Source organism: Corallincola spongiicola (genome assembly GCF_004284785.1).
GTDB classification, from domain to species: Bacteria; Pseudomonadota; Gammaproteobacteria; order Enterobacterales; family Neiellaceae; genus Corallincola; species Corallincola holothuriorum.
The window spans coordinates 1-14,754 of sequence record NZ_SHLY01000002.1 but is presented as its reverse complement, the minus strand read 5'-3'; the positions used below and the strand labels follow the sequence as shown (position 1 = coordinate 14,754).

Genomic DNA, 14,754 nt, shown 5'->3' with positions numbered 1-14,754 from the left:
TTTCAATCAATCGCTGCAACTATTTAGCTTAATGCAAGCCAGCCAGATATTTGGATAAGATCTCGATCTCTTCATCTGTCAGCTTCATTGCTACATCGCGCATCATGGCATTCATATCGTTAGCACGATCCCCTGAGCGGAATTTTTCTAACTGCGCTTTCGTATAATCGGGGTGCTGTCCAGAAATCGCAGGGAACTTAGCTAGACTAGAACCAACACCACGGGGGCCATGGCACGCTAGGCACGCAGGCAACCCACGCTCAGGATCGCCACCACGAAAGAGCTGGTGACCCACTTCAACCACATCTTCAGGGGTCGCACCAGGTGTTGCTGTCAGACTAGCAAAATAAGCAGAAAGGTTGGCAATGGCGGCATCATCCAATGGCATCGCCATACCACTCATCACTGGGTCATAGCGCCCCTCTTTACCCGCGCTCTGCATGCCTAACTTAAATTCATGCAACTGCTTCTCCAGGTAGCTGGCATGCTGGCCCGCTAGTTTCGGGTAGATAGCAACAGTGGAGTTACCATCAACGCCATGACAAGCCGCGCAAGTTGCAGCTGCCGCCTTGCCCGCTTCAATATCACCCTCTGCATAAGCTGCAGAGATGGAACCTACCAGAGCTGTAAAAACTATCAGGAATCTTTTCATTAGTGACCTAATCCATCTTTCTCGTCCGCTAAAGCTGCGGGACGTGGTACACTTTGCGTGCTTATTATCGTAATCCGGTCATTTTACACCAAATTCACAAAAAGTAACCCGTTGCCCGGAGGCCATTTGTGCAGCCCTTCAAGCTAAATTTTCGTAATGCCAGTTTTATCACTAGTGCCGCCAAGATCAGTCAGTTGACTTCAGATGGCGGTGCCGAGGTAGCATTTGCTGGCCGTTCCAATGCTGGCAAGTCTAGCTCAATGAATACCCTCTGCGTGCAAACAAATCTGGCACGCACCAGTAAAACACCTGGCCGAACCCAGCTGATTAACCTATTCGACATCGGCCAAGACTGCCGTTTAGTTGATCTGCCAGGTTACGGCTTTGCCAAAGTGCCACTGGAACTTAAAGAGAAGTGGCAGCTCGCGCTAACCGAATATCTGGAGAAACGCGAATCGCTCTGCGCTGTGGTTGTCCTGATGGATGTTCGCCATCCGCTGAAAGAGGTCGATCAGATGCTGCTACAGTGGGCGGTCGCCAGTGATCTCCCGGTACTGGCCTTGCTAACTAAGTGCGACAAACTCAAGTCAGGCGCTCGCAAGGCGCAGCTGTTGAAGGTTCGCGAGGCGATCACTGTGTTTGGTGGCGATATTCAGGTTGAACTGTTTTCATCACTGAAAAAACTGGGGGTAGAGCACCTATCACAGTTTATTGAAACCCAATGCTACAGGCACTTACATGGTGATGATGAAGCTACAGGGGAAGAGAGCGTATCTGCCCAGAGCAATGAAACCTAATCAGCCCAGACAGCCGCGACTCACGCGCGACGCATAAAAAAAGCCCATCCGAGAGGATGGGCAGCTAATAAAAAGCTAGGGAGTCTTGAAAGGAAGCACTTTCCAATGCACTAGTTGAGACTCACTCCTATGAAAAAAGTTCTGCTTTTCACCTAAAATAATGATGTTTTTTTAACCGCATTCACGCCGCCTTGCTCCACACATCTTTAATCACCCATAAAATCAATGAGCTACGCAAGATCGTCATATTAAGGACATAAAAATGTAATTTAATTACATAAAAGATGCCCAATAGACACTATTTAGGCAAAAAAAAGCCGGTTGCACTGAGTGCATCCGGCGAATAAAGCTTTGGGGAGAAGCTAATGTTCCCAGACCCCTTAGGGTCAAAGCCAACAACAAGGTTATTAGCTTGAGAGCACTATAAAGGCGCTTTTTTTCAATTTAAAGTTAAAACTCTAACAGTTGAACGCTTGTTTGATATAGCGCAATTTATGGCTATAGAATGGCTTATAGCGGGGGATTTCAGGCAAAAAAAACTCCGACACTGACGTATCGGAGTAAGAATTCAACAGTTTCAACAAGCTGAAACCAAAAGGTCTGTAAGAATGAACATCTTACCTCTGTACCCTACGCCTACTAATGTACCAAACGCGCAGTTAACATGAAAGTAATTTATGTAATAAAATTCCTAATGTTGCTTTATTAATAGCCAAGCAATAACTAATGCGCTTGATCCCAATTATCACCAATCCCAGCTTCAACCAATAGCGGCACATCCAGCTCAACAGCATCACTCATTAGCTGACTCAATGTTTTTGCCAACGCATCCGCTTGCGCTTGCTCCACCTCAAACACCAGTTCATCGTGAACCTGCATCACCATCACTAAACGTTGTTTACCTTCAGTTTGGATCCAATGGTCCACCTTCAGCATCGCCAGCTTGATGATGTCAGCTGCCGTTCCCTGCATTGGCGCGTTGATCGCCGCACGCTCAGCCGCCTTCTTTCTCGCCATGTTGCGCGCCTTAATATCAGGCAGATGTAAACGACGACCAAACAGGGTTTCTACATAGCCCTGCTGCTCCGCCTCTTTTCGGGTGCGCTCCATATACTCAAGTACGCCAGGATAGCGTTCAAAGTAGGTATCCATATAGGATTGTGCTTCATGTCGCGGGATCCCAAGCTGTTTACTCAAACCAAAAGCGGACATACCGTATATCAAACCAAAGTTGATCGCTTTCGCCCGCCGACGCTGTTCAGTGGTCACCTCGTCAAGCGTGACACCAAACACCTCAGCGGCAGTCGCCTTGTGCACATCCAGCCCCTCTTTGAAAGCTTTGAGCAAGCCAGCGTCTTTCGACAGGTGCGCCATGATCCGCAGTTCAATTTGCGAATAATCAGCCGCGACGATCACACGACCGGCCGGGGCGATAAACGCCTGACGCACCCGGCGACCTTCAGCGGTACGAATAGGGATATTCTGCAGATTAGGATCGGAGGAGGAGAGGCGCCCCGTGGCTGTTACCGCTTGATGGTAAGAGGTATGGACCCGGCCGGAGCCAGCATTCACCATCCGCGGCAATTTATCGGTATAGGTAGACTTCAACTTAGCAAGACCACGATACTCGAGGATCAGCTTTGGTAAGGGGTAATCCAACGCCAACTCTTGTAGTGTCTCTTCTGCAGTAGAAGGCGCCCCCTTCGGGGTCTTTTTCAGTACTGGCAAGCTCAGCTTATCAAACAAGATCGCCTGCAGCTGTTTCGGCGAAGACAAGTTAAACTCTTCGCCAGCAACGGCAAACGCTTCTTTTTCTAGTTCCGCCAAGCGAATACCTAGTTCATCGCTTTGCCCTGCCAACATGGCACTGTCAATCAGCACGCCATGGCGTTCCATCCGCGACAATACCGGTACCAATGGCAACTCAATATCATTGAACACCTTGGTCAACGATGCGTCTGCTTCAACCTTTGGCCAAATAGCCTGATGCAAGCGCAACGTGATATCAGCGTCTTCCGCCGCATAAGGAGCGGCCTGATCCATCTCAATCTGATTAAAGGTAAGCTGCTTCGCCCCTTTACCAGCCACCTCTTCAAAACTGATAGCTTTATGACTGAGATACTTCAGTGCCAGGCTGTCCATATCGTGCCTGCCGGCAACACTGTTGAAGACGTAGGATTCAAGCATGGTATCGAAGGCGATCCCCGCCAACTCGATGCCATGATTAGACAACACCGCCAAATCATACTTCAGGTTTTGCCCCACTTTCAGGATCTTGGGATCCTCCAGAACCGGTTTCAACAGCGGCAGGATGTCAGCCAACGAGAGTTGCACTGGCGCCCCCAAGTAATCATGTCCCAGCGGCAGGTAAGCCGCTTCGCCAGGCGCAACGGCAAAGGAGATACCCACCAATTTCGCTTCTTGTACATCAAGACTGGTTGTTTCAGTGTCAATGGCAAACAAAGGCGCTGCGGCAAGTTTCTCCAACCATGGCATTAGATCAGCTTTCGTGAACAGAGTCTGATAACCACTGCGATCAATCGCTGCCGCACTGGATGCCGGACTATCAGTCACTGGATTGGCTTGCTCACCCTCACCATCGAGGATCTCAGCCAACCAGCGACGAAACTCCATCTGGCCAAACAATTTCACCAGAGCATCTTTGTCTGGCGCTGTCCGCGTCAGTTGTTCAGGCAGTTTTTCTAACGGCACATCAAGCTTAATGGTTGCCAACTTATACGACATATCTGCCGCCGCCTGGTTATCACGCAGCTTAGTCGGCATGGTTTTGGCACCACGGAAACCAAGTGTGGCCACCGCATCGGGATCGGCATACAACGCATCAAGTCCGCCAATACCTTGCAACATGGCCAGTGCCGTCTTTTCACCCACTCCTGGCACACCCGGTATGTTATCGACCTTGTCACCCATTAAGGCCAGAAAATCGATGATCAGCGTCGGCGGAATACCATATTTCTGCTCCACTTCAACAGGGCCCATCACGGTGTCAGTCATGGTGTTGATCAGTGTGACGTGCTCATCCACCAACTGCGCCATATCCTTATCGCCAGTGCTGATCAAGGTATGTCGCCCTTCGGCTGCAGCTTGTCGGGCAAGCGTGCCAATAACGTCATCGGCTTCGACCCCATCCACCATCAACAGCGGTAGCCCCATGTTTCGAATAATTTCGTGCAACGGAGCGATCTGGCAGCGCAAATCATCTGGCATCGACGGTCGCTGGGCCTTGTATTCCGGAAACATATCATCACGGAAAGTTTTACCCTTGGCATCAAACACCACAGCAATATGCGAAGGATCGAACTGTTTCAGTAACGAGCGCAACATATTAACCACACCATAAACCGCTCCCGTTGGCTCACCAGCTGAATTGGTCAAATGTGGCGGCGAATGATAGGCGCGATAAAGGTAAGAAGAGCCGTCAACAAGAACAAACGGATTGGCCGGGATCGTGGTCATGGGTCACTCTATAGTTTGATGGAGAGCAGCAAGGATGCCATAGCTTGAATAGTCGTTGTAGTTTAACAAGGCTTTGGCATGAAATGACGATTGAAATCGCTCGCTGCGCAGGAAATTTGTGGATAACTCTGTGTGGGAAATAGTAAACCCTCCGTCGGCATGGCCTACAGAGTAGCTATAAAAATAAAAAATATACGACTAAAAACAGCAGCTTAGGTAAGATGATCGAGCAATTCCTAGCTCTCGATGTGATTCCGTTTTTGCTGTGAATAACATTTTATTAGTACTGCGGAGAAGGCGGTCAATAATTAACCAGCATCACAGTAGCGAAAGAGATTACCACATCAGATTTTCATTGCCAGATCCTAATGGAGGTTTTTTAATAGAAATTTGAGACGTGTCATATCGAAAAATTACATACTAAAAACTTGCGTTATCGGAACAAGGAATTAGCAATGAAAAAAGTAGCAGTTATTCTCAGTGGATCTGGTGTTTTTGACGGTGCCGAGATCCACGAAACGGTGATCAGTCTTTTAGCGCTCAGCCGAGCAGGAGCTGAATACCAATGCTTTGCACCTAATATCGCCCAGCATCATGTCGTTAATCACCTGACCGGCGAAGTGACAGAAACAGAGCAGCGAAATGTGCTGGTTGAAGCCGCTCGAATAGCCCGTGGCGAGATCCAAGATGTTGCGCAACTAAACGCTGCCGATTTTGACGCATTACTGTTACCCGGCGGCTTTGGTGCCGCGAAAAACCTATCGGACTTCGCCTTCAAAGGCGCTGAGTGTCAGATAGATGCAAACGTACTAAAAGCGTGTCAGGCGTTTGCCACTGCCGGCAAAGCAGCGGCCTACCTGTGTATCTCGCCGATCCTGATCCCACAAGTCTATGGCCATGGCGCTAAAGGCACCATTGGCACAGACAGTGAAACAGCCAAAGCCTTTAACCAGCTTGGTGGTGAGCATCAAGCGTGTGCGGTAACCGAGATCTGCGTTGATCAAGAACGAAAAGTGATCAGTACACCCGCTTATATGCTGGCAGAAAACATCGCTGAAGCAGCGGTGGGAATAGAGAAAGCTGTAGACCAGTTACTGGCTATGGCCTAATCCTAGAGCCGCTTAGCCCACCAGTGTGGCGTAGTTTGCTAATAGCTAGTAAACCACGCCATATCTTTTGCTATATAAATTTATAACCTAATGTAATTGTTAGCTTTATATCTTTGGCACGACTTCTGCTTTTTATTGCTCAGCAACCGCTAAGCCAACATCAATGCAAATAAGAACAGGAGTCAACATGGGCATGTTTCTACCAACCGTTATTCTCGCCAGTCTACTGGTCTCGACCCAAACATGGGCTGAACAGCCCACTCGTACCTTTGAGCAAACGCTATCATTGCAAGGTGTCCAGACCCTGGCGATCAGCGTGCATGTTGGCTCGATCAAAATCTTACCCACCGCAAGCGATGAGCTGCAGTTTACGCTGCAAGTTGACGAGCGCGATGGCTGGTTTACTGAGGCGGTAAATAACGCCAACCTGCTTATCGAAAAGAGTAATGGCGTGCTCTCAATCTCCCTGGCTGAAGATAGCTATCAGGAAAAGTGGGTGCTGTACCTGCCTAAGCAGATAACACTAGATCTTGATGTCGGTGTAGGTGCCGCTGACATCGCCGATTTAGCGCAAAGTGCCGAAATTAACGTTGGGGTAGGAGATGTCGCGGTGTCTCTGCCCATCGCTACCTTTCAGCAGGTCAAAGGCGTCAGTGGGGTAGGTGATATTGATATTGAAACCCCGGATAACTCCGCCAGTGAAGAGCGCCATTTAGTGGGTAATGAAAGTCATTGGCAGGGAACAAATACCGATGGTTACTCGCTGTCAGTGGAGGTCGGTGTGGGTAGTGCTGAAATAGAGTTACGCTCAGGACAGAGCTAATATCAGACCTAACAGGGAGAAAAATAAAGGCTCAATCAATGAGCCTTTATTTTTTATCACTCAACTGACGTATCAATCAAAAACCACAGTGCGATTGTTATGGGCGATCACTTTCTGATTGATGTGACGCCAGATAGCGCGGGAAAGCACCACCTTCTCCACATCGCGCCCCTTACGTACCAGGTCATCTACCGTATCGGTATGACGCACATGAGCCACATCCTGCTCGATAATTGGGCCAGCATCGAGCTCCGCGGTCACATAGTGACTGGTGGCACCGATGATCTTCACCCCGCGCGCATAGGCAGAATGATAAGGCTTTGCGCCAGGGAAAGCCGGCAAGAAGCTGTGATGAATGTTAATCACGCGATTAGGGAACTGCTGGATAAAATCGTCAGACAAGATCTGCATATAGCGAGCCAGCACAATAAAGTCGACATCATGGGCCTGCAGTAAAGCTTTCTGCTCCGCCTCAACGTCTGCTTTTGTCTCTTTGGTGACAGGCAGGTGATAAAACGGGATCCCAGCAGCCTCTGCCGCGGCCTGCATCTTGGTGTGATTACTGATAATCAACGGGATCTCGAGATCCCATTCACCGCTCTGATAACGCGCCAGCATGTCATACAAACAGTGCTCATGCTGCGACACAAACACCGCCATACGAGGCTTACGATCAGAGAAGCTGAGTTGCCATTGCATCTCATAAGGATTCGCTAACGCTTTCTCAAAAGCGCCGGACAACGCATCCACAGGAATAGCGAAATCACTCAAATCCCACTCTATCCGCATAAAAAAGCGGTTATCTTCCCGATCCACATGCTGCTCAAGATCAATAACGTTGCCGCCATTGCTATAGATGAACTGTGTAACTATATGTACCAAGCCTTTACGGTCTGGGCAGTTAATTAGCAAAGTGGCAGACGCTGCCGCAGTATTACTCATTGATCCCTTCAACCCTATCTTTATAAGCCGTTCAACTTCAGAGCGTAAGCATACCTGATCCAAATAGATCTGGGCACCGCTCTCATCTCCGACCAGATTGTCATACTAAAGCTGCACAAAACCAGCGACTTGCCTTAGACTGACAACCTAGCATTCCATCAAGTGCCATTAAGGACAGCCATTATGCGCATACTGTTAGCCTTAACTTTGTTTTCCATCATATTGCCGGCACACGCAGCCAGAGAATGGGTGTGGGAAGCCGCACTTATGGCTGGTACCAGCGGCAGTGATAGCTTCACCGAAAGTGACGACAGCGATTACACCCTAGACACGGATAGTGGCGACACCATTGCCTTCACACTTAACCTGTTAGATGGTCACAAAAAAGGCAATAAACTGCAGTATGAGCTTTATCTCGCACAAACAAATACCGATCTTGAACTATTTGATAACAACGGCACTCGTACCACCAGCGACATGGATATTAATTATTACCATTTCGGTGGTACTTATGAGTTTGTCGTTCGTGATACCGGGTTACGTCCCTATATCGGCGCAACCCTAGGGGCCACCTATTTTGATCCCGAAGAGTACAGCTCTGAAACCAACTTTTCCATGGGCTTTGCCGGTGGCTTAAAGTGGTTTGCAAATGATTATGTCGGCTTGCGCCTAGATGGCCGCGCCATTGCTACCGCCATGGACAGTGACAAACAGGTCTTTTGTAATGGCGGCTGCCTGGTAAAAGTGGATAGTGAAATTTGGTGGCAATATCAGGTCACCGCTGGATTACTGGTTAAATTTTAAGGAGCCACCATGGCTAAAGGGTTACAACAATCTTTCTTAGTAGTGCTGCTAATGGCAATGGTTGCAGCCTGTGGCGATACCGGAACTGCCGCCAAAGATGACGCCAATGCAGTCCCCGATGAACTACGAAAATCAGTGGCGGTTTCTATTCAAAGCCCGGAATTGTCAGTTCCCGCAAGAGCCATGGTCACCTGGTCAGATCGTACTGGTGGTGTTTTAGGGGAAGTCGGAAAGAACCCTGAAATTGAAGGCTTATTACGAGAGTCCATCGTCAAAAGCATGGATCAACAGGCTTATCACTTCACCGAGCACCATGAGCAAGCGTTCTTTAAAATCAGCTATGTGCTGGCATTAGAAAAAGATCTTAACGATGCCGATCTAGAAAAATATTTTGGTTTATCTCTCGGCTTAGCCGGTGACAAAGGTTTTGATAAAGGCACCTTGGTCATCGACATTCAAAATAAAGAGGGACAATCAGTATGGCGTGGTGCCCTGCAAGCCAATGTCGGCAAAGGGCAACAATCAGAAGAGTTACGTAATGCCCGTCTAAACGGTGCCGTGCAAACCCTGCTCGATAGCTTCTTTCGCCATAAAGCAGGCTAACAACATCATTCTGTGAAGCTGGCCTGCAATGCAGGCCAGTCAGCCTCTCTCAACGGCTCCAGCCAGATCGTTTCAGCTAATCCCTCAAATTGCAGCAGCAGATCAAACCCATTACCTCGGCACTGCCAGATATGCCGATCAGCACCGCTATCTTTCACTATCACCTGGATCCCCATCTCCGCACAGAGCGCCTCGCCCCACGCCGGAAACAGTTCCCAAGCCAGCACATCACCTAGATATAACCAGTGCTGTTCCGCTTCTCGCCACAACGGGGGTATCGGTCTATTCATCTCAATCAAACTCAGCCTCTAAAAACAGTACCTCAATGACACAACGCCGCCAAACTGGCCACAAGGAAGCAAAATAGCACCTGAACCTAAAGCCTATCGCGGCCGTAAAAGCTATCACCTACTGCGCTGGAAACAGGCGCACTTCACGCCATGGGATGATACAGTCTCCCATAGGCAATCTAAATGATTCGTTTTCGCCACGGGGCTATGTGTGAAAATTTCTAATACGTATTTACAACTGGGTACCGCTTTCTCTGAATCGATTAATCCGCTTCCCGTTGCCGATCCCCATCTATTACTCTGGAATCAATCTCTGGCAGATAAGCTAGCCCTATCGCAGGGGCTACCCGACAATGAAAACGCCCTTGCTCAATTATTTTCTGGCAACGACCTACTGCCAGAGGCATCACCCATCGCCTGCGTTTATGCAGGTCATCAATTTGGTCAGTTCAATCCCCAACTGGGGGACGGCCGCGCCCATCTGCTGTGCGAATTTGTCGATGACCATCAACAACGCTGGGATCTGCAACTCAAAGGCTCTGGCCCTACCCGTTATTCCCGCCGTGGCGATGGCCGCTGCGCCCTTGGCCCCGCCATACGGGAATACCTGATGAGTGAAGCGCTGCATGCTCTGGGCGTACCCACTACGCGCTGTTTAGCCGTGGTCACCACTGGCGAAACCGTCTACCGCGACTTACCCAAGCCCGGTGCCGTGGTCACCCGTATCGCCAGCAGCCATATCCGCGTAGGCAGCTTTCAATACTTTGCCGCCAAGGGGGATGTCGTTTCCCTAAAAACATTGACCGACTATACGATTGACCGCCATTTCCCCACATTAAAGGCAGCCGCCAACCCAGTGCTGGAATTACTTGGAGCGGTGATGGATAAACAGATCACCCTGATCGTCGAATGGATGCGTATCGGCTTTATTCATGGCGTAATGAATACCGATAACACCGCGATCTCTGGCGAAACCATCGATTTTGGCCCCTGTGCCATGCTGGGCATCTACCACCCGGGGACGGTCTACAGCTCTATCGATAGTGGTGGTCGCTATGCCTTTGGTGCCCAACCGTCGATCTGCCGCTGGAACATGGCCCGCTTAGCTGAAGCTTTATTGCCGCTCATCGACGAAGATCCGGATAAGGCACTGGCTCAGGCAGAGGCGCTGATCGCCGATTTTTCTCCTCGCTTTGAACAGGCATACCAAACCATGTTGGGCGCCAAGTTAGGACTCGACGAGATCCAGCAAACAGATGTTGCCCTGATCACCGAACTCCTCGAGCAGATGCAGGAGCAACAGCTCGATTACACCCAAACCTTTCATCAGCTGACTCGCTCACTCACCGAGCAACAGATAGCAACCAAGTTACAAGACACATTAGGTGATTGGTATGGTCAATGGCGGCAACACATCGGTAACGACAGTAAGCAACAACAAGCAGCACAGGCTTTAATGCAGCAATCCAATCCTGTCGTGATCCCGCGCAATCACCACGTAGAAGCGGTGCTACAGACGTGTGAGTTAACCAACTGCAGTGCGCCAGCAGACGCCTTGCTCAAAGTGTTACGCTCGCCCTATCAAATGCTTGCCGAAACCGCTGACTATCAGGATCTGCCCACAGACAACGATCGTCACTACCAGACATTTTGTGGTACTTGAGAGGCTGGGTAAGGAGAAAAGAGATTTGGTTGTTTTCTCGAACCACACGCTTTCGCATTGTCTGACAAATAGGAAAGAGAAGTTATTGCTCAAAATAAGGGAAGACGCTCTAGAACCCACACTTTCCGGTGACTGTAGTCGGTATTAGTCGACCTGTCCTCCCGCACAAAAAAGGGCTACGGCCACAGCGGCAAACACAATGGTAGTAAGACGTATCAACGGGCGAAACCAGCTGCGAGTCAATATCTTTCATCTTTTCAGCCTGCACCGTCAGCCTTATATTTTTAACAATACCACTGCACATCAGCAGTAATTATCTGCTAAATAGTCAATTTCAAGTACTGTAAATTATTAAACAACAATTCTATTTGTTAACTTGTATTTAGAAAGCAACTTAGCGGCCAATATGGATAGGTAAATAACGACAATTAGATATCCCACCTCCCAAAAAACACTATCAAGAACTTTATCTAATGGAGTTAAAAGATCGATAAAAATGAAATGAACAGCATAAATACCAAGAGTCATCTTTCCAATGTCACTAAATGTCTTACTCTTCAATCCAGGGTGATTAGATAATGCAGACACTGCAACTCCTAGCCCCATAAAAAAAGTTCCAAACATATAATCTTGTGTTGGCGGTGTATTATATGATTTCCATAAAAAATACGCTTCAAAGAAATGCAGCATACTTCCTAATATGAACAAAAAAAGTCCATAAAAAGCCCATCTATGACGAGCGTTAATTCCTGATAGGAAGTAACCTGTCACAAAAGGCAGTGTACTAAAAAAAGGGCCATTCCTAGTGTTGAAATCGATATCAATACCAATTGGCGTATTGGAATACGACCTAGCTAATACACCGAAAAAATACATTGAAAGTGCCAGTACAAAAAGAATTTTCGTATTTTTATTTATTATTAAAAACGCACTTAATGCTAAAGCGCATAGCATTCCAAATAGAAACCATAGATGTATTTTTGTTCCTTGCACCAACAAAGTCATAGGATCTTGAGTTAAATCTCTAATCTTCCAATAAGAGAGTTTTAAGGGGCCTAATATCCCATGTTCATAGATCGAAGAAATATTCACAGGCAATATATATATAAAACACCATGCCAAATAAATTAAAAGGATTCGCTTTGCCATGTTGCGAGTAGTTAAAACAGGATCAGAACCATTTCTTATCTTAGCCCCCCAAAAATAGCCCGATATAATAAAGAAAAATGGGACAGCAAATCGAGATATTTGATTTAAAATGAAGTCTATATAATTATAGGCTTCATTTCCTACGGTAGCATCACTCCTAAAAGGTGATGTATGAATAGTGATAACTGCAACTATCGCAACAAATCTAAATATATCAACGCTTTCTATACGATTCATAGAACATCCTTGTTATTGGGGTTGGATTCATTACTAATCGCAACAAGTCGTCATTTTAGAACGCCACAGCCAAGCTAAAAGCCTGCTGCTCGCAGCATTGTCACCTTTATCCCCACGGAATGCAACGACGAGTTATGAGCTATATTGATAAGCATTTCAATCCAAAAGAAGATATGGACATCCATCTCTCAATTATCCAAATAATCTCCCGTGGGCAAAGTACATACAACACTCTTTCCGTTGAAAAACATAACTGGCTAATTATTTTAAGCAGTTTTTGTTGGTGATCACTCGCTCTTGCAATGTTTCACCAGAAACGAAGCATCGCTAACTCTTCCCTGTGGTAATAAGGCGTATAAGCGGGCGAAACAAGTTCTGAGCGGGGGCGAATCATATCAGCTTCCTTGCTTATTTATCACTCAAAAAGAGTAGAAGCTGACTCAAAATACTTCAACGAAAAGTGGATATCCCGTTATGTTGTTCTCTTATGTTACTTCCCCTTATCATCATAAACGCCAGACACCACCATTAGATTACTAATAATGTCTATGTAATTTTCATATTCCCCTTTCAGCTTGCCTACATAGTTTTGCTCCTCCTCAACACCATCAAATCTAAAGTAAAACTTACGGCATGGTAAACGCGTATATGCCTCGAAGGGATAGGTTTCACCAACCTTACCTACAACGAGACGTTTTGAAATAGAAAACATCCTCCGCGCTTTTTTTGTATCAATATAGATAACTTTATCTTGGCTTCTAGAGCTGTAGTAGAAGAGGTATCCATTACTATCATCAGATATTATTTCTATCGCTTCATACCCTACCTGATCAACAGCTGCAAATATCAATAACACATAGTCCCGTGCTTCTTTATAGCCAGTACTACGCTCTTTAATCGCTTTCTCTACGCTCGAAACTATTCCACTATTAATATCACAGTACGAACCACTGCTTGGATCATAGACAGCTTCATTACATCCATATAAATGGACAAGGGAAAGTATTACTAAAATAACGCGGAGGTATTGCAATGAGACCATCCTTCTTTGTAAGGTAACTGACTATCCGAGCCAGCTTGTTCTCTAATAAGCATGCGTGCTCACTTAAAGCTGCCGTTCTTAATGCGTTTAGATACCAACGCCACAATTTCCTCCCATGGGTCATTAGCGAATTTTTCAAGAACAGCCAGCGTAGCTTTTTTGTGGCGAGCGACAGCCATCCGAACAGAGTCATCTTCATCAGTGGCGAGTTTGAGTAGCAGAGGCTCGAGTAGCATATTTTTACTAGCCACCATTGAGCGAACCCGACTTTCGCCGTTCTCAGAAAGTAATTCTAACAATTCGTAAGGCACGGTTTTGTTGTGAGCCACCCAAAAAGCCATTTCAGGATAGGTCGCTATGACTTCCTTCCAAACATCTACTGTGGCTTGTCCATGGGACGCGCGAGAATACTCTTCTGGAATATCGCTGTTTCTGAGCCGGACGAACTCTTCTGCGGTTTTAATCATCGTAGCTTTCTAACGCCGCAAGCACGGGCAAAGGCCAGCGGCTCGCCGCGTCGTGGCCTTTGTCCCCGAGGAGCACAGCGACGAGTTAGTGACTTGCATTGTTATATTGCCGTTTACGTACGACCTTACCGCTGCTGTCACGCCAACCTTCAATCTCAGGCGTGGACAACAGATAAGCATGGAAAGTGATTACTCCATGAGTGCGTCTGACTCTTTCTGCCCACCAAATGCCCAATCCAAGCCCGACACATGAACACAGACCAAGCACTACCATTGCGACTTGCGGCTCAAAGAGGCCAAATGCGAAAAGGCCAGCAAAGGACATGAGTAAGAGCGGACTAATGACGATTTGGAGATACAGTATTGAAACCACCAGAATTGCCAGTACATAAACGTGCCACTCAAGTGGCTTCAAGAGATAGCTAAAAGTCTTTTTGAACATCCGTTACTACTTATTTAGGTTATTTAGGCAATATAACGCCTTTGATAACAGGACCTATAACGCGCCCAAATAAAACCACCGCTCTCTGGGTGGTTCCTCGTTTATCAAACTTGTTGTACACCCGCACCGCCGTAGCTATGGACGAACAACGTTATCTATGACACTCACTATGCCGTGCTTTGCTAACTTAACGCAACACTCTGTTAATACTGAGCAACTCATAACTTGCGCTCGGTCAGATTGTCCCCACACAGCAT

At 47.3% G+C, this 14,754-nt stretch carries 13 protein-coding genes; 6 read left to right on the top strand and 7 right to left on the bottom strand.

Features of this window, described 5'->3' with window-relative positions; translation table 11 throughout:
• Positions 1-28: 28 nt before the first annotated feature.
• Positions 29-652 carry a c-type cytochrome gene (locus tag EXY25_RS05780; protein ID WP_114339705.1) on the bottom strand — a complete coding sequence of 208 codons (624 nt, stop codon included), beginning with the start codon at positions 650-652 and terminating at the stop codon, positions 29-31.
• Between the two features lie 128 nt (positions 653-780).
• On the opposite strand from EXY25_RS05780, the gene yihA reads away from it, so the two are divergent.
• Positions 781-1,449 carry a ribosome biogenesis GTP-binding protein YihA/YsxC gene (yihA, locus tag EXY25_RS05775; RefSeq protein ID WP_114339706.1) on the top strand — a complete coding sequence of 223 codons (669 nt, stop codon included), beginning with the start codon at positions 781-783 and terminating at the stop codon, positions 1,447-1,449.
• Positions 1,450-2,172: 723 nt separating this feature from the next.
• On the opposite strand, the gene polA is transcribed toward yihA, so the two are convergent.
• Entirely contained in the window at positions 2,173-4,926 is a 2,754-nt protein-coding gene (gene polA / locus EXY25_RS05770) for a DNA polymerase I (RefSeq protein WP_130566074.1), read from the bottom strand.
• Positions 4,927-5,381: 455 nt separating this feature from the next.
• Between polA and elbB the strand changes: the two genes are divergently transcribed.
• Positions 5,382-6,035 (top strand): isoprenoid biosynthesis glyoxalase ElbB, encoded by a 654-nt coding sequence (gene elbB / locus EXY25_RS05765; RefSeq protein WP_130566073.1) that lies wholly within the window; start codon positions 5,382-5,384, stop codon positions 6,033-6,035.
• A 187-nt stretch (positions 6,036-6,222) separates the two neighbouring features.
• A complete protein-coding gene (locus EXY25_RS05760) occupies positions 6,223-6,858 on the top strand; it encodes a hypothetical protein (protein WP_130566072.1) in 636 nt (211 codons plus the stop codon).
• A 72-nt stretch (positions 6,859-6,930) separates the two neighbouring features.
• On the opposite strand, the gene purU is transcribed toward EXY25_RS05760, so the two are convergent.
• Positions 6,931-7,800 (bottom strand): formyltetrahydrofolate deformylase, encoded by an 870-nt coding sequence (gene purU / locus EXY25_RS05755; RefSeq protein ID WP_114339710.1) that lies wholly within the window; start codon positions 7,798-7,800, stop codon positions 6,931-6,933.
• A gap of 183 nt (positions 7,801-7,983) precedes the next feature.
• Between purU and EXY25_RS05750 the strand changes: the two genes are divergently transcribed.
• Both EXY25_RS05750 and EXY25_RS05745 read left to right on the top strand, forming a co-directional pair.
• The gene (locus EXY25_RS05750) at positions 7,984-8,604 is read left to right on the top strand and encodes an outer membrane beta-barrel protein (RefSeq protein WP_114339711.1); all 621 of its coding nucleotides are present in this window, start codon (positions 7,984-7,986) and stop codon (positions 8,602-8,604) included.
• A 9-nt stretch (positions 8,605-8,613) separates the two neighbouring features.
• A complete protein-coding gene (locus tag EXY25_RS05745; protein ID WP_130566071.1) occupies positions 8,614-9,207 on the top strand; it encodes a DUF4136 domain-containing protein in 594 nt (197 codons plus the stop codon).
• Positions 9,208-9,212: 5 nt separating this feature from the next.
• On the opposite strand, the gene EXY25_RS05740 is transcribed toward EXY25_RS05745, so the two are convergent.
• Positions 9,213-9,497, bottom strand: a complete 285-nt coding sequence (locus EXY25_RS05740; RefSeq protein WP_130566070.1) for a DUF3630 family protein — start codon at positions 9,495-9,497, stop codon at positions 9,213-9,215.
• A 211-nt stretch (positions 9,498-9,708) separates the two neighbouring features.
• On the opposite strand from EXY25_RS05740, the gene EXY25_RS05735 reads away from it, so the two are divergent.
• The gene (locus tag EXY25_RS05735; protein WP_130566069.1) at positions 9,709-11,160 is read left to right on the top strand and encodes a protein adenylyltransferase SelO; all 1,452 of its coding nucleotides are present in this window, start codon (positions 9,709-9,711) and stop codon (positions 11,158-11,160) included.
• A 351-nt stretch (positions 11,161-11,511) separates the two neighbouring features.
• Here EXY25_RS05735 and EXY25_RS05730 read toward each other — a convergent pair whose 3' ends face one another.
• The 3 genes from EXY25_RS05730 to EXY25_RS05720 all read right to left on the bottom strand — a co-directional run bounded on the left by EXY25_RS05730 (position 11,512) and on the right by EXY25_RS05720 (position 14,055).
• The gene (locus tag EXY25_RS05730) at positions 11,512-12,546 is read right to left on the bottom strand and encodes an acyltransferase (RefSeq protein WP_130566068.1); all 1,035 of its coding nucleotides are present in this window, start codon (positions 12,544-12,546) and stop codon (positions 11,512-11,514) included.
• A gap of 490 nt (positions 12,547-13,036) precedes the next feature.
• Positions 13,037-13,579 carry a hypothetical protein gene (locus EXY25_RS05725; protein WP_130566067.1) on the bottom strand — a complete coding sequence of 181 codons (543 nt, stop codon included), beginning with the start codon at positions 13,577-13,579 and terminating at the stop codon, positions 13,037-13,039.
• A gap of 68 nt (positions 13,580-13,647) precedes the next feature.
• Complete coding sequence (locus EXY25_RS05720) at positions 13,648-14,055, bottom strand: HEAT repeat domain-containing protein (RefSeq protein ID WP_130566066.1); 408 nt, start codon at positions 14,053-14,055, stop codon at positions 13,648-13,650.
• Positions 14,056-14,754 lie beyond the last annotated feature (699 nt).

Bases quoted from the DNA above. Each gene is read 5' to 3' on its own strand.
- EXY25_RS05780 (WP_114339705.1), bottom strand. From the start codon at position 652: ATGAAAAGATTCCTGATAGTTTTTACAGCTCTGGTAGGTTCCATCTCT.
- polA (WP_130566074.1), bottom strand. From the start codon at position 4,926: ATGACCACGATCCCGGCCAATCCGTTTGTTCTTGTTGACGGCTCTTCT.
- elbB (WP_130566073.1), top strand. From the start codon at position 5,382: ATGAAAAAAGTAGCAGTTATTCTCAGTGGATCTGGTGTTTTTGACGGT.
- EXY25_RS05760 (WP_130566072.1), top strand. From the start codon at position 6,223: ATGGGCATGTTTCTACCAACCGTTATTCTCGCCAGTCTACTGGTCTCG.
- purU (WP_114339710.1), bottom strand. From the start codon at position 7,800: ATGAGTAATACTGCGGCAGCGTCTGCCACTTTGCTAATTAACTGCCCA.
- EXY25_RS05750 (WP_114339711.1), top strand. From the start codon at position 7,984: ATGCGCATACTGTTAGCCTTAACTTTGTTTTCCATCATATTGCCGGCA.
- EXY25_RS05745 (WP_130566071.1), top strand. From the start codon at position 8,614: ATGGCTAAAGGGTTACAACAATCTTTCTTAGTAGTGCTGCTAATGGCA.
- EXY25_RS05740 (WP_130566070.1), bottom strand. From the start codon at position 9,497: ATGAATAGACCGATACCCCCGTTGTGGCGAGAAGCGGAACAGCACTGG.
- EXY25_RS05730 (WP_130566068.1), bottom strand. From the start codon at position 12,546: ATGAATCGTATAGAAAGCGTTGATATATTTAGATTTGTTGCGATAGTT.
- EXY25_RS05720 (WP_130566066.1), bottom strand. From the start codon at position 14,055: ATGATTAAAACCGCAGAAGAGTTCGTCCGGCTCAGAAACAGCGATATT.